This is a genomic window from Streptomyces sp. NPDC001848 (genome assembly GCF_042891915.1).
Lineage (GTDB): Bacteria > Actinomycetota > Actinomycetes > Streptomycetales > Streptomycetaceae > Streptomyces.
Window position 1 is genome coordinate 41196 of the sequence record NZ_JBIATP010000025.1, and the last position, 22735, is coordinate 63930.

19 protein-coding genes and 1 tRNA gene are annotated in these 22735 nt (G+C 71.3%); 13 read left to right on the top strand and 7 right to left on the bottom strand.

Going from position 1 to position 22735, the window contains the following annotated elements:
• Nucleotides 1–115: 115 nt before the first annotated feature.
• The 3 genes from ACFYZJ_RS35600 to ACFYZJ_RS35610 form a co-directional block, all read right to left on the bottom strand.
• Nucleotides 116–418: an FmdB family zinc ribbon protein gene (locus tag ACFYZJ_RS35600; protein ID WP_388575467.1), complete on the bottom strand. Its 303-nt coding sequence runs from the start codon at nucleotides 416–418 to the stop codon at nucleotides 116–118.
• 68 nt (nucleotides 419–486) lie between these two features.
• A complete protein-coding gene (locus ACFYZJ_RS35605; protein WP_388575469.1) occupies nucleotides 487–1758 on the bottom strand; it encodes an MFS transporter in 1272 nt (423 codons plus the stop codon).
• Between the two features lie 277 nt (nucleotides 1759–2035).
• Nucleotides 2036–3562 (bottom strand): potassium/proton antiporter, encoded by a 1527-nt coding sequence (locus ACFYZJ_RS35610; protein WP_388575472.1) that lies wholly within the window; start codon nucleotides 3560–3562, stop codon nucleotides 2036–2038.
• Nucleotides 3563–3818: 256 nt separating this feature from the next.
• Between ACFYZJ_RS35610 and ACFYZJ_RS35615 the strand changes: the two genes are divergently transcribed.
• A complete protein-coding gene (locus tag ACFYZJ_RS35615; RefSeq protein WP_388575474.1) occupies nucleotides 3819–6632 on the top strand; it encodes a penicillin acylase family protein in 2814 nt (937 codons plus the stop codon).
• Between the two features lie 69 nt (nucleotides 6633–6701).
• On the opposite strand, the gene ACFYZJ_RS35620 is transcribed toward ACFYZJ_RS35615, so the two are convergent.
• Nucleotides 6702–7286, bottom strand: coding sequence for a 5-formyltetrahydrofolate cyclo-ligase (locus tag ACFYZJ_RS35620; protein WP_388575477.1), 585 nt, complete (start codon nucleotides 7284–7286; stop codon nucleotides 6702–6704).
• A 134-nt stretch (nucleotides 7287–7420) separates the two neighbouring features.
• Between ACFYZJ_RS35620 and galU the strand changes: the two genes are divergently transcribed.
• From galU to ACFYZJ_RS35655, 7 genes are all read left to right on the top strand, one after another.
• Nucleotides 7421–8323, top strand: a complete 903-nt coding sequence (galU, locus tag ACFYZJ_RS35625; RefSeq protein WP_388575480.1) for a UTP--glucose-1-phosphate uridylyltransferase GalU — start codon at nucleotides 7421–7423, stop codon at nucleotides 8321–8323.
• Nucleotides 8324–8327: 4 nt separating this feature from the next.
• Nucleotides 8328–9650, top strand: a complete 1323-nt coding sequence (gene glp, locus ACFYZJ_RS35630; RefSeq protein WP_388575483.1) for a gephyrin-like molybdotransferase Glp — start codon at nucleotides 8328–8330, stop codon at nucleotides 9648–9650.
• Between the two features lie 114 nt (nucleotides 9651–9764).
• A complete protein-coding gene (moaC, locus tag ACFYZJ_RS35635; RefSeq protein ID WP_388575486.1) occupies nucleotides 9765–10244 on the top strand; it encodes a cyclic pyranopterin monophosphate synthase MoaC in 480 nt (159 codons plus the stop codon).
• Nucleotides 10241–10822: a molybdenum cofactor biosynthesis protein B gene (locus tag ACFYZJ_RS35640; protein ID WP_388575489.1), complete on the top strand. Its 582-nt coding sequence runs from the start codon at nucleotides 10241–10243 to the stop codon at nucleotides 10820–10822. The genes moaC and ACFYZJ_RS35640 overlap by 4 nt, the downstream gene beginning before the upstream one ends.
• 26 nt (nucleotides 10823–10848) lie before the next feature.
• Entirely contained in the window at nucleotides 10849–11451 is a 603-nt protein-coding gene (locus tag ACFYZJ_RS35645) for a GNAT family N-acetyltransferase (protein ID WP_388575491.1), read from the top strand.
• Nucleotides 11452–11634: 183 nt separating this feature from the next.
• A complete protein-coding gene (gene glpR / locus ACFYZJ_RS35650) occupies nucleotides 11635–12801 on the top strand; it encodes a gephyrin-like molybdotransferase receptor GlpR (protein ID WP_388575494.1) in 1167 nt (388 codons plus the stop codon).
• Between the two features lie 166 nt (nucleotides 12802–12967).
• Nucleotides 12968–13041, top strand: a tRNA-Ala gene (locus ACFYZJ_RS35655).
• A gap of 132 nt (nucleotides 13042–13173) precedes the next feature.
• Here the strand turns inward: ACFYZJ_RS35655 and ACFYZJ_RS35660 are convergent.
• A complete protein-coding gene (locus ACFYZJ_RS35660; RefSeq protein ID WP_388575497.1) occupies nucleotides 13174–13650 on the bottom strand; it encodes a GNAT family N-acetyltransferase in 477 nt (158 codons plus the stop codon).
• Nucleotides 13651–13735: 85 nt separating this feature from the next.
• On the opposite strand from ACFYZJ_RS35660, the gene ACFYZJ_RS35665 reads away from it, so the two are divergent.
• Nucleotides 13736–14530 carry an exodeoxyribonuclease III gene (locus tag ACFYZJ_RS35665; RefSeq protein WP_388575628.1) on the top strand — a complete coding sequence of 265 codons (795 nt, stop codon included), beginning with the start codon at nucleotides 13736–13738 and terminating at the stop codon, nucleotides 14528–14530.
• Here the strand turns inward: ACFYZJ_RS35665 and ACFYZJ_RS35670 are convergent.
• A complete protein-coding gene (locus ACFYZJ_RS35670) occupies nucleotides 14518–15147 on the bottom strand; it encodes a MerR family transcriptional regulator (RefSeq protein WP_388575631.1) in 630 nt (209 codons plus the stop codon). The genes ACFYZJ_RS35665 and ACFYZJ_RS35670 overlap by 13 nt on opposite strands.
• Nucleotides 15148–15311: 164 nt before the next feature.
• Between ACFYZJ_RS35670 and ACFYZJ_RS35675 the strand changes: the two genes are divergently transcribed.
• The 4 genes from ACFYZJ_RS35675 to ACFYZJ_RS35690 all read left to right on the top strand — a co-directional run bounded on the left by ACFYZJ_RS35675 (nucleotide 15312) and on the right by ACFYZJ_RS35690 (nucleotide 19129).
• Nucleotides 15312–16829 (top strand): flavin-containing monooxygenase, encoded by a 1518-nt coding sequence (locus tag ACFYZJ_RS35675; RefSeq protein ID WP_388575500.1) that lies wholly within the window; start codon nucleotides 15312–15314, stop codon nucleotides 16827–16829.
• Nucleotides 16826–17983, top strand: a complete 1158-nt coding sequence (locus tag ACFYZJ_RS35680; RefSeq protein ID WP_388575502.1) for an alpha/beta fold hydrolase — start codon at nucleotides 16826–16828, stop codon at nucleotides 17981–17983. Before ACFYZJ_RS35675 ends, ACFYZJ_RS35680 begins: the two co-directional genes overlap by 4 nt.
• A complete protein-coding gene (locus ACFYZJ_RS35685) occupies nucleotides 17980–18864 on the top strand; it encodes an SDR family oxidoreductase (RefSeq protein ID WP_388575505.1) in 885 nt (294 codons plus the stop codon). The genes ACFYZJ_RS35680 and ACFYZJ_RS35685 overlap by 4 nt, the downstream gene beginning before the upstream one ends.
• Nucleotides 18865–18946: 82 nt before the next feature.
• Complete coding sequence (locus ACFYZJ_RS35690) at nucleotides 18947–19129, top strand: hypothetical protein (RefSeq protein WP_388575508.1); 183 nt, start codon at nucleotides 18947–18949, stop codon at nucleotides 19127–19129.
• Nucleotides 19130–19231: 102 nt separating this feature from the next.
• Here the strand turns inward: ACFYZJ_RS35690 and ACFYZJ_RS35695 are convergent, their stop codons facing one another.
• A complete protein-coding gene (locus ACFYZJ_RS35695) occupies nucleotides 19232–22561 on the bottom strand; it encodes a S41 family peptidase (RefSeq protein WP_388575511.1) in 3330 nt (1109 codons plus the stop codon).
• Between the last annotated feature and the right edge of the window lie 174 nt (nucleotides 22562–22735).

Genomic DNA, 22735 nt, shown 5'->3' on the forward strand with positions numbered 1-22735 from the left:
GGTGTGCGAGCCGGTGGGGGAGAACTCGACGAGCCGCCGCTCCGGACGAGTCCGGAAACCCCGAAAGGCCCCGCCGTCGTGCGACGGCGGGGTCCCGCGGCACGGACCTAGGTGCCTACGCGGCGGAGGAGGTGGTGCCCGACGACGAGGACGATGAGGACGGCGCGGACGAAGAGCCGGAGTCGGACGACGAGGAGGAGCTCGACGACTTCGACGACGCCGGGCTGCTGCTCGACGACGAGCCGCGGCTGTCGTTGCGGTAGAAGCCGGAGCCCTTGAAGACGATGCCGACCGCGGAGAACACCTTCTTCAGGCGGCCACCGCAGTTGGGGCACTCGGTCAGGGCGTCGTCGGTGAACTTCTGCACCGCCTCGAGGCCCTCGCCGCACTCGGTGCACTGGTACTGGTAGGTCGGCACTTGTCTTCCTCCTGGCACTCTCACTCAATGAGTGCTAACGACGATCCATAGTGACCTATTCCGCGGGATCAGTCCACCGTCACTGGCGCGCGGTGACCGACGCCACGTGCCACGGTGCGGCCGGAAGGCCGTGTGACCAGCCATGACCGCAGGGACAGCAGGGTCACGAGCGCCAGTACCGTACCGGCCATCGGGACGAGGAAGCCGGCGCCGGTCCACAGCCGGTCCTCCAGCTGCCCGGCGACCGTGACCGCCGCCGCCTGACCGAGCGCGACCGCGCCGGTCAGCCACGTGAAGGCCTCGGTGCGGGCGCTGTCCGGCACCAGGCCCTCGACCAGGGTGTAGCCGGTGATCAGGGAGGGCGCGATGCACATGCCCACGAGGAGGCCGAGTCCGGCCAGCACGGCCACCGAGTGCGCGGTCCACAGGGCGGAGGCGGCCAGCGCGAGGGCCGTGTAGCCGATGACGAGGCGCCGCCGCGGGGCGACCTTCCAGGCGATGGCGCCGCACACGATGCCGGAGAGCATGTTGCCGGCGGCGAAGACGCCGTACAGGACGCCGTTCAGGCCGGGCTCGCCGATCGACTGGCTGAACGCCGAGAGCGAGACCTGCATGCCGCCGAAGACGGAGCCGATGCCCAGGAAGCTCACGATCAGCACCCGCACGCCGGGGACGCGCAGGGCGGACGCGTGCTCCACGCGCGCGTGCGTGACGGCGGCGACGGCCGGCTGCGTGCGCTTCTGCGCCGCGAACAGCACACCGCCCACCAGCGTCAGCGCCGCCTCGGTGAGCAGGCCCGCGGCCGGGGCCACGGCGGTGCACAGGGCCGTCGCCAGCAGCGGGCCGAGCACGAAGGTCAGCTCGTCGGTGACCGACTCGAAGGCGGCCGCCGTGGACATCAGGGGCGAGTCCTTCAGCTTCACGCCCCACCGGGCCCGGACCATGGGGCCGATCTGCGGCACCGAGGCGCCGGTCGGGACGGCCGCCGCGAACAGGGCCCACAGCGGGGCGTGGGCGAGCGCGAGCGCGGTCAGCGAGGCGCCTGCCAGGGTGTGCACCAGGACGCCGGGCAGCAGCACCGCTCGCTGGCCGTGGCGATCGGCGAGACGGCCGCTGTACGGCGCGAACAGGGCCATGGACACACCGGTGACCGCCGCGACGGCGCCCGCGGCCCCGTAGGAGCCGGTGGTGTGCCGCACGAGCAGCACGATGGAGAGGGTGAGCATCGCGAACGGCTGACGCGCCGCGAAGCCGGGGAGCAGGAACGTCCAGGCGCCACGGGTGCGCAGCAACTGCCCGTAACCCGGACGGGACGCCTTGGAGGTGACCGTGGATGCCACGGCCCGTGCCTTTCCGCTGCCTGGTAGCGCGGATGCGCGCCGAGAGCTGTCCTCTTGCGCGGACTGCGGTAGATACCGGCCCCTACGGAAGGAAGGGCGCCCGGCCGCCATACGGTCGCGCCAGCTCTGCGTCAGGCAGAGTTGGTTCGATCAGGGTGCGCCTGGATTCTACAGGGGCAGCCCGCAGGACGCCTGTGAAACAGAGCACCGTCCGGTGACGGACCTGGGATTCCCGGCGGTGTGAACGGTACGAAACGCACCGTTCACCAAGGCGCCCTCAACGCCCCGGCGCGCCGTTCCCGGTCGTCCCCAGCCAGCCCGCCAGCTTGCCGCCCTGGCCGACGGCCCGCAGACGCCTCTCCGCCGCGTCGCGGACCTGGTCCGTGGCGACCACGAGCAGCTCGTCCCCGCGCCGCAGCACCGTCGACGGCAGCGGAACGAACGATTTTCCTTCCCGGACGACCAGGGTGACCGCGGCTCCGGCCGGCAGACGCAGTTCGCTGATCTCGACGCCGTGCATCCGCGACCCCTCGGGGATCGCGACGGACAGCAGATGCCCGCGCAGTCGCTCCAGGGGCGCCGATTCGATGCCGAGGTCCGCGGCCTCGGGGCCCTCGCCGAGGCGTAGCGTGCGGGCCAGCCAGGGCAGGGTCGGCCCCTGGACGAGGGTGTAGACGACGACGAGCACAAAGACGATGTTGAAGATGCGGCGGCTGCCGGCGACGCCGTTCACCATGGGGATCGTCGCCAGGATGATGGGCACCGCACCGCGCAGCCCGGCCCACGACATCAGGGTCTGCTCCTGCCACGGGATCCGGAAGGGCACGAGGCTCATCACGACGCTCAGCGGACGCGCCACCATCGTCAGCACCATGCCGATGACCAGGGCGGGCAGCACGTCGTCGGCCAGTTCGTGCGGGGTCACCAGCAGACCGAGCAGGACGAACATGCCGATCTGGGCGATCCAGCCGAGCCCTTCGGCGAAACCCCGGGTCGCGGGCCAGTGCGGCAGCTTGGCGTTGCCGAGCATCATGGAGGCGAGGTACACCGCGAGGAAGCCGCTGCCGTGGGCCAGCGAGCCGCCCGCGTACGCCATGACCGCGATGGCCATGACCGCGATCGGGTAGAGGCCGGAGGCGGGCAGTGCCACGTGCCTGAGCCCCCAGGAGCCGAGCCAGCCCACCGCGAGGCCGATGGTGGCGCCGATGGCCAGCTCCAGGAGTATCTTCCCGAGCAGCGTGTACCAGTGTTCGATCGGCCCCGCCGCGGAGAACGCGACGACGAGGATGACGACGGGTGCGTCGTTGAAGCCGGACTCGGCTTCCAGAACGCCTGTCACGCGCGCGGGGAGGGGCACTTTCCGCAGCACCGAGAAGACCGCCGCCGCGTCGGTCGACGACACCACCGCTCCGATGATGAGCGCCTGCCGCCACTCCAGACCGCTCAGGTAGTGCGCGCCCGCGGCGGTCACACCGACGCTCACCGCCACGCCGGCGAGCGCCAGCGCGGAGGCCGCCGGAAGGGCCGGTTTGATCTGCTTCCACTTCGTGCCGAGACCGCCCTCCGCCAGGATCACGACGAGGGCCGCATATCCCATGACCTGGGTCAGCTCGGCGTTGTTGAAGCGGATGCCGAATCCGTCCTGGCCCATGGCGATGCCGATGCCCAGGTAGACGAGCAGGCTGGGCAGGCCGCTGCGCGACGAGATCCGAACCGCTGCCACCGCGACGAGCAGGACGAGCGAGCAGAGGAGCAGGAGCTGGTTGAGGTGGTGGACAGTCAGCGGCCGTTCCCTTCTCGCCAATCCGTGGGCCGCGATGCGACGCCACGATCCGAGCACGCGAAGCCCGGTGCTGGGGCGGACTTCACTCCGACTACTTCATTAGCTTACCTAACTCTTGACGCTTTCTTGACGCTTCGGGTCGCATGATCGAACTCCAGTCCGGGCTGGTTCCCGACTCCGCGTCAAGGCGGTCCGGGCCCTGCGCCTATGGTTGCTCCAGCGCTCAGTAGAAAGCACAGCCCGCCCTGCCGCTCGTGTTAGGACAGCAAGGACAGCGATGCCCCCCAACACCACCGCCTCTTCCGGCCAGAAGCCCGGCAAGTCCGGCAGGAAGAAGGGGCGCAGAGCCCGACTGATCGTGATCGTCCTGGTTGTGGCCCTGGTGGGAGGTTTCGGATACGGCGGCTACTGGTCCGTCAGCACCGTGCGCGCCTCCTTCCCGCAGACCAAGGGGACGATCACCCTCGAGGGCCTGTCGGGTCCCGTCGACGTCGAGCGGGACGCCTACGGGATCCCGCAGATCTACGCGTCGTCCGACGAGGACCTGTTCATGGCGCAGGGGTACGTCCAGGCCCAGGACCGGTTCTACGAGATGGACGTACGCCGCCACATGACGTCCGGACGCCTGTCCGAGATGTTCGGCAAGAGCCAGGTCACGAACGACGAGTTCCTGCGCACCCTGGGCTGGGACCGGGTGGCGCAGAAGGAGTACGACACCAAGCTGTCGGCCTCCACGAAGAAGTACCTCCAGGCGTACGCCAAGGGAGTCAACGCCTACCTGAAGGGCAAGGACGGCAAGGAGATCTCCCTGGAGTACGCGGCCCTGGGCCTGACCAACGACTACAAGCCCGAGCCGTGGACCCCGGTCGACTCGGTCTCCTGGCTCAAGGCGATGGCCTGGGACCTGCGCGGCAACATGCAGGACGAGATCGACCGCTCCCTGATGACCAGCCGCCTGGGCCCGAAGCAGATCGCGGACCTGTACCCGGAGTACCCGTACAGCCGCAACAAGCCGATCGTCCAGGAGGGCGAGTACAACGCCGTCACCAAGGCGTTCGAGCAGAGCGGCTCGACGGGGGCCACGGGAACGGCGGGCTCGACGGGCACCACGCGTAGAGCGGGCTCGACGGGCGCCACAGGCACGCGGTCGGTGACCGGGACGTCGGCCTCCCACTCGGCCGCTTCCTCTTCGTCCCTGCGCAGTCAGCTGGCGGGTCTCACGAACGTCCTGGCCGACGTCCCGACCGCCGTCGGCGTCAACGGCCACGGCATCGGCTCCAATTCCTGGGTCGTCGCCGGCAGCCACACCATCACCGGCAAGCCGCTGCTGGCCAACGACCCGCACCTGTCGGCCTCGCTGCCGTCGGTCTGGTACCAGATGGGCCTGCACTGCACGACCGTCTCCAGCACGTGCGGGTACGACGTCACCGGCTACACCTTCGCGGGCATGCCCGGCGTGGTCATCGGACACAACCAGAACATCGCCTGGGGCATGACCAACTCCGGCGTCGACGTGACCGACCTGTACCTGGAGAAGCTCTCCGGCGACGGCTACCTCAGGGACGGCAAGGTCGTGCCGTTCACCAGCCGAACCGAGACGATCAAGGTGGCGGGCGGCGACTCGAAGAAGATCGTCGTCCGTGAGACGAACAACGGTCCGCTGCTGTCCGACCGCGACGACGAACTCGTCAAGGTCGGCAAGAAGGCCACCGTCGACACCGCGGCCCCCGACCGCGCCGACGGCTACGCCGTCGCCCTGCGCTGGACCGCGCTGGACCCCGGCACCACCATGGACGCCGTCCTGGAGATCGACAAGGCGTCGAACTGGACCGAGTTCCGCCAGGCGGCCCGCTCCTTCGACGTGCCCTCGCAGAACCTGATCTACGCCGACACCCAGGGGAACATCGGCTACCAGCTGCCCGGCAAGATCCCCACGCGCGCGCAGGGCGACGACGGCTCGATCCCCGCGCCCGGCTGGGACTCGAAGTACGACTGGACCGGCTACATCCCGCAGTCGGCGCTGCCCTATGAGTTCAACCCCAAGCGGGGGTACATCGTCACCGCCAACCAGGCCGTGATCGACAAGGACAAGTACCCCTACACGCTCACCACGGACTGGGGCTACGGCTCGCGCAGCCAGCGGATCACCGACCTGATCGAGTCGAAGATCAAGGGCGGCGGCAAGATCTCGACCGAGGACATGCGGCAGATGCAGCTCGACAACAGCAGCGAGATCGCCAAGCTGCTGGTGCCCAAGCTGCTCAAGATCGACGTCTCGGACAAGCACGTCCGCGCGGCGCAGAAGCTGCTGGAGGGCTGGGACTACACCCAGGACTCCGACTCGGCGGCGGCCGCGTACTTCAACGCCGTCTGGCGCAACATCCTCAAGCTGGCCTTCGGCAACAAGCTGCCCAAGGAGCTGCGGGTCAAGGGCCAGTGCCTGTGGGTGGAGCCCGCCGACTCCACCGGGCCGGCCGACGAGGACCGCAAGGTGCGCGAGTGCGGCCAGCGTGAGGCGGACCAGGCGCAGCCGGACGGCGGCGACCGCTGGTTCGAGGTGGTGCGCAACATCATCGACGACGAGAAGAACGACTGGTGGCAGACGCCCGCGACGCGCACCGACCCGGCCGCCACGACGCGTGACGAGCTGTTCGGGCGCGCCATGAAGGACGCGACCTGGGAACTGGTCGCCAAGCTCGGCAAGGACATGGACACCTGGAGCTGGGGCCGACTGCACCGCCTGTTCCTGAAGAACCAGACCCTGGGCACCGACGGCCCGGGCATACTGCAGTACATGCTCAACCGCGGCCCCTGGAAGCTGGACGGCGGCGAGGCGACCGTGAACGCCACCGGCTGGAACGCGGCGGGCGGTTACAACGCCCTGTGGGTGCCGTCGATGCGGATGGTGGTCAACCTGGACGACCTCGACAAGTCCAAGTGGATCAACCTCAGCGGTGCCTCGGGCCACGCCTACAGCGCCCACTACACCGACCAGACGGAGAAGTGGGTCAAGGGCGAGCTGCTGCCGTGGAACTTCTCGAAGAACGCGGTGGACAAGAGCACGACCGACACGCTGGAACTCAAGCCCTGACGGGCACCGCACCGTGAGAACGGCCCGCCACGCGCGCGTGGCGGGCCGTTCTCCCATGGGAGGCGGCTCTCATGGCCGGCGGTGGAAGCGGCGTACCCCCGACGGGGTCACCACGGCGTGGACCGGGCGGTCGTGCGCCTCCTCGGGGACGCGCTCGACGACCTCCGCGTCGTACAGGAGCACCACCAGGGCGGGGTCGGCGCCCGCGCGCTCCAGGCGGGCCAGCACACGGTCGTAGGAGCCGCCGCCGCGTCCGAGGCGCATGCCGCGGGCGTCGACGGCCAGCCCGGGCAGCAGCACGGCGTCGGCCTCCCGGACGGCCTCGGGGCCCAGGCGTTCGCCCGCGGGTTCCAGCAGGGCCATCCGTCCGCCGTGCCGCACGCTCACGAGGGACTCGGGCCCGGCGTACGTCCCCCAGTCGAGGTCGTTGTCCGGCAGGAGCGCCGGGAGCAGTACGCGCACGTCCCGGGCGCGGAGCGCGTCCAGGAGCGCGAGCGTGCCGGGTTCGCTCCCCACGGAGACGTACGCCGCGACCGTGCGCGCGTGCGCCAGCTCCGGCAGCTCCAGGGCGCGCTCGGCCAGCGCCGTCGCCGCTTCCCGCACGTCATCGGCGGTCAATCCGCTCCTCACCGCGAGGAAGCCTCGCCGCAACATTCGCTTGTCAGGATCTGCCTGGCGTTCCATGGGACCCACAGGTCAGCGGCCTCCTCGTTCACAATGCGCTCATATGAGAGCGGATTAATCGAAGCCACAGTTACCGCACATACCCACCGGATATCGTTGCGGACATGACTCAGTCGCACCCCAGGATCACCAAGGCTGTCATTCCCGCTGCCGGCCTCGGCACCCGGTTCCTGCCGGCCACCAAGGCCACACCCAAGGAGATGCTGCCGGTCGTCGACAAGCCCGCGATCCAGTACGTGGTCGAGGAGGCCGTGTCGGCGGGGCTCGACGACGTACTGATGGTCACCGGCCGCAACAAGCGCCCCCTCGAGGACCACTTCGACCGCAACTACGAGCTCGAGTCGGCCCTGGAGAAGAAGGGCGACGCCGAGCGGCTCGCGAAGGTCCGGGAGTCCAGTGACCTCGCCACCATGCACTACGTCCGCCAGGGCGACCCCAAGGGCCTCGGCCACGCCGTCCTGTGCGCCGCCCCGCACGTCGGCCAGGAGCCCTTCGCGGTCCTCCTCGGCGACGACCTGATCGACCCGCGCGACCCGCTGCTCAAGCGCATGATCGAAATCCAGGAGCAGTACGGCGGCAGCGTCATCGCGCTCATGGAGGTCGCGCCCGAGCAGATCCACCTCTACGGCTGCGCGGCCGTCGAGACCACCGAGGACAGCGACGTCGTCCAGGTGACCGGCCTGGTGGAGAAGCCCGACCCGGCGGACGCCCCGTCGAACTACGCCGTCATCGGCCGCTACGTCCTCGACCCGGGCATCTTCGACATCCTGCGCAAGACCGAACCGGGCCGCGGCAACGAGATCCAGCTCACCGACGCCCTCCAGCAGCTCGCCGCGGACGAGAAGGTCGGCGGCCCGGTGCACGGAGTGGTCTTCAAGGGCCGCCGCTATGACACCGGCGACCGTGGCGACTATCTGCGTGCCATTGTCAGACTCGCATGCGAACGTGAAGACCTGGGCCCGGACTTCCGGACCTGGCTTCGCAGCTTCGTAGCCGAGGAGATGTAGCGATTTGAGCGCCGCCGCGACCCGCACCACCGGCCAGGACCGCCTGTGGTCGGTGGACGAACATCTGGAGGACATCCTCACCACCGTCCGCCCCCTGGAGCCGATCGAGCTGAACCTGCTCGAGGCCCAGGACTGCGTCCTGGTCGACGACGTCACAGTGCCCCTGTCACTGCCGCCGTTCGACAACAGCTCCATGGACGGGTACGCGGTGCGGGTCGCGGACGTCGCGGGCGCGAGCGAGGAGTTCCCGGCCGTCCTCACGGTGATCGGCGACGTCGCGGCGGGCGCGGCCGACCTGCTGCACGTCGGGCCCGGGCAGGCCGTGCGCATCATGACCGGCGCCCCGCTGCCGCCCGGCGCCGAGGCCGTCGTCCCCGTGGAGTGGACCGACGGCGGGCTGGGCGGCGGCCCCGTCTCCGGGATGCGTGCCCGCAGCCTCGCGCCCGAGGGGGCCACCGGGCAGGTGCGGGTCCACCGCCCGGCCGAGGCACGCGCGCACGTGCGCGCGAAGGGCAGCGACGTACAGGCCGGCGACCTCGCCCTGGCGGCCGGCACCATCCTCGGGCCGCCGCAGATCGCGCTGCTCGCCGCGATCGGCCGCGGCACGGTACGCGTTCGCCCGCGCCCGCGCGTGGTCGTCGTGTCCACCGGCAGTGAACTGGTCCAGCCCGACGAGGAACTGGCGGCCGGCCAGATCTACGACTCCAACAGCTTCGCCCTGACCGCCGCCGCCCGGGACGCCGGCGCCATCGCCTACCGGGTCGGCGCGGTCGCCGACGACGTGGACACGCTGCGCTCCACCATCGAGGACCAGCTCGTCCGGGCCGACCTCATGGTCACCACCGGAGGCGTGAGCGTGGGCGCGTACGACGTCGTCAAGGAAGCGCTGTCCGGCGTGGGCGACGCGGACGAGGCGGGCGGCAGCGTCGAGTTCCGCAAGCTGGCCATGCAGCCCGGCAAACCCCAGGGCTTCGGCTTGATCGGCCCCGACCGCACGCCGCTGCTGGCGCTGCCGGGCAACCCGGTGTCGTCGTACGTCTCCTTCGAACTGTTCGTGCGCCCGGCGATCCGCACCCTGATGGGCCTGCCGGATGTGCACCGCCCCCGGACCAGAGCCGTCCTCAAGGCGGACAAGGCGCTGACGTCGCCGGCGGGCCGCCGGCAGTTCCTGCGTGGCACGTACGCCGACGGCACAGTGACCCCGGTGGGCGGCGCGGGCTCCCACCTGATCGCGGCCCTCGCCCACGCGGACGCCCTGATCGTGGTCCCCGAGGACGACACATCGGTCGAGCCGGGCACGGAGGTGGAGGTGGTCCTGCTCGGCTGACGGCGGCACCTGTCCGGTCCGTGGACCTTGATCCGATGCCCGGGGCGACTTGGCGGTACCGTGTCGCGCACAGCAGGCCCGTGTGCCGGGCCAGGACCGGGAGTGCCGCAGCACATGAGTTCGCAGGACAGACTGACCCATATCGATGACGCGGGGGCGGCCCGCATGGTCGACGTCTCCGGGAAGGACGTCACCGAGCGCACCGCACGTGCCAGCGGTCGCGTGCTGGTCTCGCCGCGCGTGATCGAGCTGCTGCGCGGCGAGGGCGTCCCCAAGGGCGACGCGCTGGCCACCGCGCGCATCGCGGGCATCATGGGCGCCAAACGCACCCCGGACCTGATCCCGCTGTGTCACCCGCTTGCGGTGTCCGGTGTGAAGCTGGATCTGTCCGTCGCGGACGACGCCGTGGAGATCACGGCCACCGTGAAGACCACCGACCGAACGGGTGTCGAGATGGAGGCGCTCACCGCGGTCAGTGTCGCGGCGCTCACCGTGATCGACATGGTGAAGGCGGTCGACAAGGGCGCGGTGATCACGTACGTGCGCGTGGAGGAGAAGACGGGCGGGAAGTCGGGCGACTGGAGCCGGGCATGACGGCACCGGGCGGGCCGCCGGCCGGCGGCGCCCTCGCGGCGCCGTACTCGGCCCTGGTGGTGACCGCGTCGAACCGCGCGGCCGCGGGCGTGTACGAGGACAAGGGCGGCCCCCTGATCGCGGAGGCGCTCACCCGCTTCGGCTTCGCGGTCGACGGACCGTGGGTCGTCCCGGACGGTGACCCGGTGGAGAACGCGCTACGGACGGGCTCGCGCGCCGGCTACGACGTGATCGTGACCACCGGCGGCACCGGCATATCCCCGACCGACCGCACCCCCGAGGCGACCCGCGCGGTGATCGACTACGAGGTGCCGGGCATTCCCGAGGCCATCAGGGCGTTCGGAAGGGAGAAGGTGCCCACGGCGGCGCTCTCCCGGGGACTGGCCGGAGTCGCCGGCGGCACGCTGATCGTCAATCTGCCGGGGTCCACCGGCGGGGTGAGGGACGGACTGGCCGTCCTGGAGCCCCTGTTGGTCCATGCCGTCGACCAGATCCGCGGCGGGGACCACCCCCGGGCCGACGCCGGCGGGGCCGCGGTCCGCGAGGACCGCCCCAGACCGAGTGGGGGTGCGAGCTGAACAGCCCATCCTGGCCCGTCGAGCTGGTGGACGGCGATGTCGTCCTCCGGCCGATACGGCTGCGCGACCAGCGGGCCTGGCGCGAGGTCAACCGGCGCAACCGGGACTGGCTGCGGCCGTGGGAGGCGACCATTCCGCCGCCCGCGCCCGGCGGCCCGACAGCGCACCGGCCGACCTACCGGCAGATGGTCCGGCATCTGCGCGCCGAGGCCAGGGCGGGCCGGATGCTGCCGTTCGTCATCGAGTACCAGGGCCGCCTGGTGGGGCAGTTGACGGTGGCCGGGATCACCTGGGGCTCGATGTGCTCGGGGCACGTCGGCTACTGGGTGGACGAGGCGGTCGCGGGCCGCGGGGTGATGCCGACGGCCGTGGCGCTCGTCGTCGACCACTGCTTCCGCGCCGTCGGACTGCACCGCATCGAGGTCTGCATTCGCCCCGAGAACGGTCCGAGCCGCCGGGTGGTGGAGAAACTCGGATTCCGCGAGGAAGGGCTCCGGCCCCGTTATCTGCACATCGACGGGGCCTGGCGGGACCATCTGGTCTTCGCACTCACCGCGGAAGAGGTGCCCGAGGGGTTGCTGGCGCGCTGGCACCGGGCACGCTCTCAGCAGGCCCACCCCGGGAAATAAAAAATTCGTTCGAATTTGATCGGGTGGCGATCGTCTCGCGTCGTCTCGGGCCAATGAATTAGCGGCCCCGTCGGCCTGCTGATCGCATCGGTCCCAAAAAAAGTTCGAAATATCAGCCAGATCGTGCGACACACCGGCCCAATTGGCAGATGGCCTCACGCAAACCCCTCTACCGTGTGAGGCGTGAGCAGCAGCGGCCTCATCTACGCAGTCATTGTCGGGGCCTGGGCCGCCTACTTGGTGCCGATGTGGCTCCGTAGGCAGGACGAGCTGAACGAGTCTCGTCCGACGGAACGCTTCAGCACCGCCATCCGGTTGCTGTCCGGACGGGCGGGCATGGAGCGCCGATACGCCAAGGACCTGCGGGCGCGCTCCGCCGAAGAGGGGGAGCCCGGCGCACGGCCGGACAGTGCCACCGGCTCGGTGGACGTCCGGGCCTTCGCCATGCCCCCGACCGAGCGGCAGCCCCGGGCGCGGGTGGAGGCGGAGCTGGAGGACCAGCCCCGGCGGGAGCAGGCGGAGCGGGCGGAGCCGGGGGAGCAGCGGGCGGCCGCGCCGGCTGCCCCCGGACGTGTGCCCCAGGCGCGGAAGGCCTCCTCGGCGGAGGCCATGGCGCGCGCCCGGCGCTCGAAGGTGCTCGCGCGCCGGCGGCGTACGACCGTGGTGCTCTTCCTCGCCTTCACGCTCGGCGCGATCGTGGCCGCGGTCGGGGGGCTGGCGTTCCTGTGGGCGCCGGGTGTGCCGGCCGTGCTGCTGAGCGCGTACATCGCCTATCTACGGGCGCAGGAGCGGAAGCGGTTCACGTACACGATGGACCGGCGGCGGGCCGAGGCGGCGGCGCAGCGGTTGCGGGAGCGACAGCCCAGGCGGCGGCCGCCGGTCGACTCCGACGCGGACGAGGCGGAGGACGGCTCCGAGCCGGAGAACGACCCCGGGCTGTCCGCACTGGCCGCCGACCGACGCGCGCTCGTGGAGCAGACGGACCACGCGGAGTGGGTGGACCAGCAGCGGGAGCGCCGGCGCAGGCCGGGCCACGGGGAGAGCTGGGACCCGGTCCCGGTGCCGCTGCCGACGTATGTGACCGCGCCGGTCGCTCCGCGGGCGACGCCGAGCGTCGACCTCGGGGCACCGGACGCGTGGAGCTCGGCGCGGTCGAGTACGGCGGAGGCGGCGCCGACGGCGGGCGCGGAGCCCGAACCGGGGCAGCGCCCGGAAACACCGGACGCGGATCCCTCGGGCCGGAGCGATGCCCGGCGCGCGGCGTCGGCTCGGCGGTCGCGGGAGCGGGGGCGGACGCCGCTGTTCGACCAGTACGAGGAGGGGGAGCGGCCTCGGGCCGCGAACGAGTAGGCGGTGGCGCCGGGCTGCGGGTGCCCGGGGCCGTGTGCGCCACCCGTGCTGCCCCTGGGGGTGCCCCCAGGGGCGGGCAGGGAAGCACGATTGCCCGCAGGTGGGGCGACCTGGGAACGGATTTCCTGACCAGCCGATGGGGATGCTAGAGTTTCACTCGTTGCAAGGGCCTGTGGCGCAGTCCGGTAGCGCACCTCGTTCGCATCGAGGGGGCCAGGGGTTCAAATCCCCTCAGGTCCACGCAGCATAGAGGCTCGCTCCCCACACGGGGGCGAGCCTCTTGCCATGCCGCGGTGCTTCCGCGGCGCGGCGGCGCCAACTCCGCCTGCCGTCGGCGAAGCTGGGAGGCGAGTGAGGTGGGCCGCCCGACGCCTACAGTGCCTTCGCGAAGCACAGGCTCTCTTCGTGGAAGCGGTAGTAGCCGAACTTCGCGCACGGCTCGTAGCCGCTGGAGGTGTACAGGGCCACCGCCTCCGGCTGCTTCGTGCCCGCCTCCAGGACCATGCGGGTGCGGCCGGCCGCGCGGGCGTCCTCCTCCAGGGCGGCGAGGATGCGACGGGCCAGGCCCCGGCCGCGCATCTCCTCCATGACGAACATCCGCTTGAGTTCGGCGTCCCCGTCCGCGTACCCCTCGTCGTTCCTCTCCTGGGAGCGCCAGCCACCCGTGGCCACGGGGCGGTCCTGCTCGTCGTAGGCGATCAGGTACAGGCCGGACGGCGGTACGAACATCGCCGGATCCAGGTATGTGGCGTCGCCGCCGTCGCCGTAGCGGACGTGGTACTCGGCCTGGACGAGGTCGTTGAGCTTGACGGCATCGGGGTGGTCGAAGGAGACACGGCGAAGATTCACGACGGAAAGCGTACAACTATACGCATACGTGAATACCGTCGCCGGGGCTGGGCCGGCCTGCCGGTATCGTTCCGGGGTGCTCACTGTGACCTCCGCGAACGTCAACGGGATCCGCGCCGCCGCGAAGAAGGGCTTCGTGGAGTGGCTCGACGGCACCTCCGCCGATGTGCTGTGCCTCCAGGAGGTGCGCGCGGAGCCCGGGCAGATCCCCGAGGGCGTCCGGGCGCCCGACGGCTGGCACGTCGTGCACGCCCCGGCCGCCGCCAAGGGGCGCGCGGGGGTGGCGCTCTACACACGGCGCGAGCCCGACCGGGTGCGGATCGGGTTCGGGTCGGCCGAGTTCGACGGCAGCGGGCGGTACGTCGAGGCCGATCTGCCCGGCGTCACCGTGGCCAGCCTGTACCTGCCCTCGGGTGAGGTCGGGACCGAACGGCAGGACGAGAAGGTCCGGTTCATGGCCGAGTTCCTCGGCTACCTCAAGGAGTTGCGGGAGCGGGCCGCCGCCGACGGGCGTGAGGTCGTCGTCTGCGGCGACTGGAACATCGCCCACCGCGAGGCCGATCTGAAGAACTGGCGCGGCAACCGGAAGAACTCCGGCTTCCTGCCCGAGGAACGGGAGTGGCTGAGCCGGGTCTTCGACGAGAACGAGGGCGGCTACGTCGACGTGGTCCGCGCCCTGCACCCGGACGTCGAAGGGCCCTACACCTGGTGGTCCTACCGCGGGCGCGCCTTCGACAACGACACAGGATGGCGCATCGACTACCAGGTCACCACGCCGGGTCTGGCCGCCAGGGCGGTCAAGGCGTACGTGGAGCGCGCGGCGACGCACACCGCGCGCTGGTCGGACCATGCGCCGGTGACGGTGGTCTACGAGCTCTGATCCCGCCGCAGTCGCCGGTCCAGCGCCAGTGACAGTTCCGCCTCCACCACGCTCTTCGCCAGCGGGCGCAGGCGTTGGACGTCCTCCGGGGAGCGGTCCCGCGTGGCCACCAGGTCGTCGAAGACCTCCGCCAGGGCCTCTGCGTGTTCGCGGACGCGGCGGGCGGCGGCCAGGACGTCCGCCAGCGGGATGCCCTCACGCACCAGGGCCGCCGAGACGTCCAGCAGCCGACGGCTGACGTGCACGATCTCGCCGCCGTCCGTGCCGAGATAGCCCAGTTCGAGCGCGGCGGAGAGGTTCTCGGGCGTCGCCTGGTCGCCGAAGACATCGGCCAGCGCCTCCGGGGTGAGCCGGACCGGGGTCTCCTCGCTGGGTGTGCCGAGGCCGAGCAACTCGCCGACGTTGCGGCCGTGGTCGAAGGCCTCCGCGAGTTCCGCGATGCCGTTGAGGGTGTGGCCGCGTTCCAGAAGGGCGGAGATGGTTCGCAGCCGGGCCAGGTGCGTGTCGTCGTACCAGGCGATACGGCCCTCGCGGCGCGGCGGCTGGATCAGTTTGCGCTCGCGGTAGAAGCGCAGGGTGCGCACCGTGATGCCGGCCTTCCTGGCCAGCTCCTCCATGCGGTACTCACGCCGCTCCCCGTTGCCTGCCACGCCCGAACCCTACGTCGTACCGCCGGTAACTTCCTTGTTCCGACCCCTACCCATCGGTACGCCGCTGCCCTACGCTCCCACTGCGCCAGTGATTACTGGCAGATTCATGCGGAGCGGCGGGAGGCTGCGGGATGGCCGAGCACGAGCATGTGCGGGTGGCGGTGATCGGGTCGGGGTTCGGCGGACTCGGTGCCGCCGTGCGACTGCGCCGGGAGGGGATCACCGACTTCGTGGTCCTGGAACGCGCGGACGCGGTGGGCGGGGCCTGGCGTGACAACACCTACCCGGGCTGCGCCTGTGACGTCCCCTCCCACCTCTACTCGTTCTCGTTCGCGCCGCACCCCGACTGGCCGCGCACCTTCTCCGGACAGGAGCACATCCGCGCGTACCTGGAGCATGTGGCGGACGTGTTCGGGCTGCGGCCGCACATCCGTCTCCACAGCGAGGTCAAGCTGATGACCTGGGACTCCGCGAAGCTGCGCTGGGACATCGAGACCAGCAGCGGATCGCTCACCGCGGACGTCGTCGTGTCCGCCACCGGCCCACTCTCCGACCCGAAGATCCCGGACATCCCCGGCCTCGACTCCTTCCCCGGCGCGGTGTTCCACTCCGCCCGCTGGGACCACGACCAGGACCTGCGCGGCAAGCGGGTCGCCATGGTCGGCACCGGCGCCTCCGCGATCCAGATCGTGCCGGCCATCCAGCCCGACGTCGCGCGACTCGTCCTCTTCCAGCGCACCCCGCCCTGGGTGCTGCCCCGCGTCGACCGCGCCATCACCGGCCCCGAGCGGGCACTGCACCGCGCGCTGCCCGTCACCGCCCGGCTGCGCCGCGGACTGCTGTGGGGCATACGGGAGTTGCAGGTCCAGGCGTTCACCAAGCACCCGGACGAGCTGGGCTTCGTCGAGAAGCTGGCCAAGGCCAACATGGCCCGCGCCATCAAGGACCCCGCCCTGCGTGCGAGGCTGACCCCCGACTACCGCATCGGCTGCAAGCGCATCCTGCTCTCCAGTGACTACTACCCGGCCCTCGCGCAGCCGAATGTCGACGTCGTCGCGAGCGGGCTCGCCGAGGTCCGCGGCCGGGCGGTCGTCGCAGCGGACGGCACCGAGGCCGAGGTCGACGTGATCGTCTTCGGGACGGGCTTCCACGTGACGGACATGCCGATCGCCGAGCGGGTCGTCGGCGCCGACGGCAGGACGCTGGCGGAGACCTGGGTGGGCGGGATGCAGGCGCTGCGCGGGGCCTCGGCCACCGGGTTCCCCAACTGGATGACCATCATCGGGCCCAACACCGGGCTCGGGAACTCCTCGATGATCCTGGTGATCGAGTCCCAGCTGAACTACATGGCCGACTTCCTGCGGCAGTTGCGGGTGCTCGGCGGCCGGGTCGCGCTCGACGCCCGCCCGAGCGCCGTCGCCGCCTGGAACCACAAGGTGCAGGAGCGTATGAAGCGCACGGTGTGGAACACCGGCGGCTGCACCAGCTGGTACCTCGACGCGAGCGGTCGCAACACCACCATCTGGCCCGGTACGACGACGGAGTTCCGGGCGGCGACACGGCGCGTGAACCTCGCGGAGTACGAGGTGCTGCGGGCGCCCGCCCGGCAGAGCGCCCAGGCCGAGGAGCGCGTGGAGGCCGGCGCATGAGCCGCCCGACGCCGGTGGCCACGGGCCCCTACGCGCCCCCCGCCCCGGACCGCGAGCTGACGGTCCGCTCCGTCGACGGCGCCCGGTTGCACGTCGAGGTGCACGGCCCCGAGGGTGCGCCCCCGGTGGTCCTCGTGCACGGCTGGACCTGCTCGACCGCCTTCTGGGCGGCGCAGATCCGGGCTCTCGCCGCCGACCACCGGGTGATCGCCTACGACCTGCGCGGACACGGGCGCAGCCTCGCCAGGGCCTGTCTTTCGGATCAGGTCGGCCCTGAGAAGCAGCCCGTCTCAGCCCAGTCGAGCGGGGCCTGGCGCGTGCAGCTGCAAGGCGGAGAAGGGAGTCGACGCGAGGGGGGTCCCCCCGCGCGAGCGTGTTCGAGCGTGGAGGAGTCGGGGACCGACGACAACGCCGCAGATGTGCGTGCCAGGCCCCGCGACGCCGAGCTGATCGGAAAGGCAGGCCCTGGCCCCACCTGCTCCACCGAGGCGCTCGCCGACGATCTGGAAGCGGTGCTCGCCGCCACCCTCGCGCCGGGCGAGAGAGCCGTGGTCGTGGGGCACTCCATGGGCGGCATGACGGTGCTCGCCGCCGCCGCGCGCCCCCGCTTCCGGGCGCACACGGCGGCCGTCCTGTTGTGCAGTACGGGCAGTGCGCGCCTGGTGGCCGAGTCGCTGGTGGTGCCGATGCGCGCCGGACGCCTGCGCACCTGGCTCACGGCACGCGTGCTCAGCTCGCGCGCCCCGCTCGGACCGGTCACACCGGTTTCCCGGCGCATCCTCAAGTACGCCACCCTGGGCGCCGCTTCGACGCCGGCCATGGTGGAGGCGTGCGCGCGGGTGGTGCACGCCTGCCCGCGCGAGGTGCGCCACGCCTGGTCGCGGGTCCTCGAACGGCTCGATCTCGAGGAGGCCGTACGGGAGTTGACCGTACCGACGGCCGTCGTGGTCGGCACCGCCGACCGGCTCACCCCGCCGGTGCACGCACGGGCGCTGGTCGCGGCGCTGCCGCACTGCGTGGGTGGCACCGAACTGCCGGGGCTCGGCCATATGACACCCGTGGAGGCACCCGAGCTGGTCACCGGCAAGATCCGCGAACTCGTCACCACATATGCGGCGCACACACCGAACGAGCCGGTCAAGGAGGGCGCATGAGCAGGAGAAGCCTTGAGGGGCAGGTCGCGGTCGTCACCGGAGCCGCGCGGGGCGTCGGCGAACTGCTGGCCCGCAAGCTGTCGGCACACGGCGCCACGGTCGCGCTGGTCGGCCTGGAGGCGGACGCCCTCAAGCGGGTCGCGGAGCAGTTGTACGGGGACGGCGGCCACTGGTACGCCGACGTCACCGACCACGAGGCGATGACGCGGGTCGCGCGGGAGGTCCGGCAGCGGTTCGGGAAGGTCGACATCGTGGTCGCCAACGCCGGTGTGGCGAACGGTGGGCCGTTCACCGAGTCGGACCCCGAGGCCTGGCGGCGGGTGATCGAGGTCAACCTGATCGGCTCGGCGGTGACGGCTCGCGCCTTCCTGCCGGCGCTGATCGCGAGCCGGGGCTATCTCCTGCAGATCGCCTCGCTCGCCGCGATCACGCCGGCGCCGATGATGACGGCCTACTGCGCGTCCAAGTCGGGCGTGGAGGCGTACGCGCACAGCCTGCGCGCGGAGGTCGCGCACCGGGGCGTACGCGTCGGGGTCGGGTATCTGTCGTGGACCGACACGGACATGGTGCGCGGCGCCGACCGGGACGAGGCGATGCGGGAGCTGCGGCAGCGGCTGCCGTGGCCGTCCAACAAGACGTATCCGCTGGGGCCCGCGGTGGACCGGCTCGTGGCCGGGATCGAGCGGCGGTCGAGCCATGTGTACGGGCAGGCCTGGCTGCGCGGGATGCAGGCCGTACGCGGATGTCTGCCGGGGATCATCGCGACCGTGGGGCAACGGGAGATGCGGCGGTTCGAGCCACGGCTCAAGGGGGTGCGCACGGGGCTCGTCGGGGCCGGCGGCGAGGCCGATGAGCAGCAGCGCAGTACGCTGCGTAACTGATCGAAATGCGTGCTTTGTTCCTGCGTGTCAGTCTGGTCGGGCCCGATCCCCTCACCCACTTCGGGAGTGAACCCTCATGGGCATGAAGGACAAGTCCGAGCAGATCAAGCAGCAGGCCAAGCAGAAGATGGAACAGGCCAAGCAGCAGGCCCAGCAGCGCGGCAAGCAGGCGCAGCAGCGGGGCCGGCAGGTGTCGCCGGCGGATGAGGCGCAGCGGATGCAGGAGGAAGCGGAGGACCGCTTCGACCGGGACCGCGAGCGGTAGCCTGCGGCCGGCCTGCGGCCTGGCTTCGCCGCGATGAGTGGGGTGCCCTCTGCGCTGAGGGCGCCCCACTTTTGGGGTGCCTTTTGGGGTGCCCCACAGCGGTTACGGCCTCGGGGGCAGCTTCGGGCGGGTCCGGTCCGGGACCTGGCTGTAGTCCGGTGGGGTCGCCGCCGGCTGGGTCTGCAGGAGGTTCAGGGCCACTTCGACCGCGTCCGACAGTTGCCTGTGGCGGCCCTCCGCCCAGTCCACGGGGGTGCGCTCGATCTCCAGGTCCGGGCTGACACCCCGGTTCTCCACCGACCACCCGTACGCGTCGAACCACGCCGCGTTCATCGGCACCGTGATCACCGTGCCGTCGCCCAGCCGGTGACGGCCCGTCATGCCGACCACGCCGCCCCAGGTGCGCAGGCCCACCACCGGGCCGAGCTTCAGCAGCTTGAACGCCGCCGTGATCATGTCGCCGTCGGAGGACGTGGCCTCGTCGGCGAGAGCCACGATCGGCCCTCGCGGCGCGTTGGAGGTGTACGACACCGGCTGGGCGTTGCGGGTCAGGTCCCAGCCCAGGATGGTGCGGGTCAGCTTCTCGATGACGAGTTCGCTGATGTGGCCGCCCGCGTTGCCCCGCACGTCCACGATGAGCGCCGGAAGCGAGAACTCCTTCCTCAGGTCCCGGTTGAACTGCGCCCAGCCCGAGCCGCCCATGTCCGGGATGTGCAGGTAACCGCAGCGACCGCCGCTCAACTCCCGCACGACCGCACGGCGCTTGGCGACCCAGTCCTGGTAGCGCAGTGGCCGTTCGTCGACCAGTGGCACCACGGCCACCCGCCGGGGTCCGCCCTCCCCGTCGGCGGGCAGGAACGTCAGCTCCACCGTCGTACCGCCCGCCCCCGCCAGCAGCGGATACGGTCCCGTCACCGGATCGACCGGCCGCCCGTCCACATGGGTCAGGACGGCGCCCTCACGGATGCCGGTGCCCGCGAGCGGCGAGCGCGCCTTGGAGTCCGACGACTCGCCCGGAAGGATCCGCTTGACCGACCAACGCCCGTCACGGCGCACGAAGTTGGCGCCCAGCAGGCCCTGGTAGCGCTGGTAGTGCGGCGGGCCCTCGTTGCGCCGGGCCGCCGCCACGTACGCGTGCGAGGTGCCCAGCTCGCCCAGTACCTCGCGCAGCAGGTCCGCGAACTCGTCCGGCGACGCGACCCGTTCGACCAGCGGGCGGTACTGCGCCAGGATCGCGTCCCAGTCGATCCCGCACATGTGCGGCTCCCAGAAGTAGGCCCGGATCAGCCGGCCCGCCTCCGCGTACGCCTGGCGCCACTCCGCTCCCGGGTCCACCTCGTGCATGATCCGGCGCGCGTCGATCCACACCGTCGTGTCGGAGTCGCCGGACTCGGTCGAGGGAACCGCCCGCAGGTCGCCCTCGTCGACGACCACCAGCCGTGTCCCGTCCCCGCTCACCGCGAACCAGTCCAGGTGCGCGACCAGTTCGGACTTCTTCGCCTTGCTGAGGTTGAAGTGCTCCAGGGTGGGGCGGCCGGAGACGTCGTCCGGGTTGACGAACGTCTCGCCGAGCGCGCCCGAGATGGGCCAGCGCAGCCACACCAGGCCGCCGCCCGAGACGGGACGCAGCTCCGAGTACTTCGAGGCCGTGACCGGGAACGGCGTCACCCGGTTCTCCAGCCCCTCCACCTCGACGGTCACCACGCCCCCCGCCTCCTCCTCGTCCTCGACCGGGTCCAGGCCGCCGGCCGCGGGCCGTCCCTCCGGGTTCAGCGCGAAGGGGGAGGGGGTCGCCGAGGACAGCGGGACCAGGTACGGACGGCAGCCGAGCGGGAAGGACAGGTCCCCGGTGTGCACGTCGTACACCGGGTCGAAGCCGCGCCAGGACAGGAACGCCAGATAGCGGCCGTCCCGCGTGAACACCGGGTTCTCGTCCTCGAAGCGGCCGCCTGTGACGTCGACGATCAGCCGGTCCTTTATGCGGGCCATCCGGATCTGCCTGAGCGACCGGCCGATGCCCGGGTGCGACCACGTCAGCCAGGCGCCGTCCGGGGAGAACGCCAGGTCCCGTACCGGCCCGTTGTCCGAGCGGACCAACTCCGTGACCACGCCCTCCGGCCCCTCGCCGCCGGACTCCTCGCCGCCGGACTCCTCGTCGCCGGACTCCCCGCCGCCGGACTCCTCGTCGGCCACGGTGACGAGCAGCAGCCGTCCGTCGTTCGAGGCGATCGCGAGCCGTTCGCCCTGGGGGTCCGCCACCATCTCCAGGACGCGTCCCAGTTTCCCCGAGGCCAGCCGGCGCGGTCCCCGGTCTCCCGACGCCCGCGGCAGATACGCGATCTCGATGGCGTCCTCGCCCTCCGCGTCCGTGACGTAGGCGATCTGCCCGCCGACGCCGAGCATCTCCGGGAGTCGGATGCGCACGCCGGGGGTGTCCGTGATCGTGCGGGCGGGGCCGTCCCGGTGCGTGAGCCAGTACAGGCTGCCGCGGACGACCACGGCGCTGGCCCGCCCGGTCTCGTCCACCGAAATGCCGTCCACGTGCTGCGCCGCCGGTACCTGGTACTTGCGGCGCCCGGCCCGTGGCCCGCCCAGGCGCACGTCCAGGCGGCGCGGGATCGAGTCGGGGGACAGATCGTCGACGATCCACAGGTCGCCCGCGCACTGGTACACCACCCGCGTGCCGTCGCTCGCGGCGTGGCGGGCGTAGAAGCTGTCGTGGTCGGTGTGGCGGCGCAGGTCGGAGCCGTCGTACGCACAGGAGTACAGGTTGCCGACGCCCTCGTGGTCGGAGAGGAAGGCGATCCGCCCCCCGACGAACATCGGTGAGCCCAGGTGGCCCTCGAGGTCGGCGAGCAACCGCTGTCCGTGCAGCCAGAGCCGGCCCATGGCGCCGCCGCGGTAGCGCTTCCAGGAGGCCGGTTCGTGCGGGGGCGTGCCGGTGAGCAGCAGGGTCTTGTGTTCGCCGTCGATGTCCGCGACCGCTATGTCGGAGACCGGGCCCCAGGGCAGCTTGCCGCCGGGGTCACCGTTGGCCGGGACCTTGTAGGCGAAGGTGTAGTGCGAGAAGGGCTCGCCGTGCGAGGCGACGGCCAGGAGGTCGCCCTCCGGAGTCCAGCCGCACACCCGGGTGTCGACGCTGCCCCAGTAGGTCAGCCGCCTGCCGGGGCCGCCGTCCACCGGCGTCAGGTGGATCTCCGGGAACAGGCTGCGCCAGCTCGTGTACGCGATGAACCGGCCGTCCGGCGAGAAGCGGGGGTGCCCGATCTTCGTACGGTCCACGGTGAGCCGCCAGGCACGGCCGGACCCGTCCAGCGGAGCCGTCCACAGATCGTCCTCCGCGGCGAAGCACAGGCGGTCGCCGTGCAGGTGCGGGAAGCGGAGGTAGCCGGGTGCGTTCTCGTACTCGTACTCGTCGCGCACTTCACTCACCTACCCATGCTTTGTCGCGCGACCGGGCGCGGCAACTCGTACGGAGGGTGTGTCGGGACCGGCCTCGACAGGCGCGTGGACAGGCGCGTGGACAGGCGCGTGGACAGGCGCGTGAACAAGCCCGTGACCCAGAACACGTACGAAACTGTTTCGTTTCGTTTGGCGGTCGGGGTA

What these genes read in the sequence shown, in the direction of transcription:
- galU (WP_388575480.1), top strand. Translation starts at nt 7,421, where the DNA reads ATGACTCAGTCGCACCCCAGGATCACCAAGGCTGTCATTCCCGCTGCC.
- ACFYZJ_RS35640 (WP_388575489.1), top strand. Translation starts at nt 10,241, where the DNA reads ATGACGGCACCGGGCGGGCCGCCGGCCGGCGGCGCCCTCGCGGCGCCG.
- ACFYZJ_RS35675 (WP_388575500.1), top strand. Translation starts at nt 15,312, where the DNA reads ATGGCCGAGCACGAGCATGTGCGGGTGGCGGTGATCGGGTCGGGGTTC.
- ACFYZJ_RS35620 (WP_388575477.1), bottom strand. Translation starts at nt 7,286, where the DNA reads ATGTTGCGGCGAGGCTTCCTCGCGGTGAGGAGCGGATTGACCGCCGAT.
- ACFYZJ_RS35670 (WP_388575631.1), bottom strand. Translation starts at nt 15,147, where the DNA reads ATGGAGGAGCTGGCCAGGAAGGCCGGCATCACGGTGCGCACCCTGCGC.
- ACFYZJ_RS35685 (WP_388575505.1), top strand. Translation starts at nt 17,980, where the DNA reads ATGAGCAGGAGAAGCCTTGAGGGGCAGGTCGCGGTCGTCACCGGAGCC.
- moaC (WP_388575486.1), top strand. Translation starts at nt 9,765, where the DNA reads ATGAGTTCGCAGGACAGACTGACCCATATCGATGACGCGGGGGCGGCC.
- ACFYZJ_RS35615 (WP_388575474.1), top strand. Translation starts at nt 3,819, where the DNA reads ATGCCCCCCAACACCACCGCCTCTTCCGGCCAGAAGCCCGGCAAGTCC.
- ACFYZJ_RS35680 (WP_388575502.1), top strand. Translation starts at nt 16,826, where the DNA reads ATGAGCCGCCCGACGCCGGTGGCCACGGGCCCCTACGCGCCCCCCGCC.
- ACFYZJ_RS35690 (WP_388575508.1), top strand. Translation starts at nt 18,947, where the DNA reads ATGAAGGACAAGTCCGAGCAGATCAAGCAGCAGGCCAAGCAGAAGATG.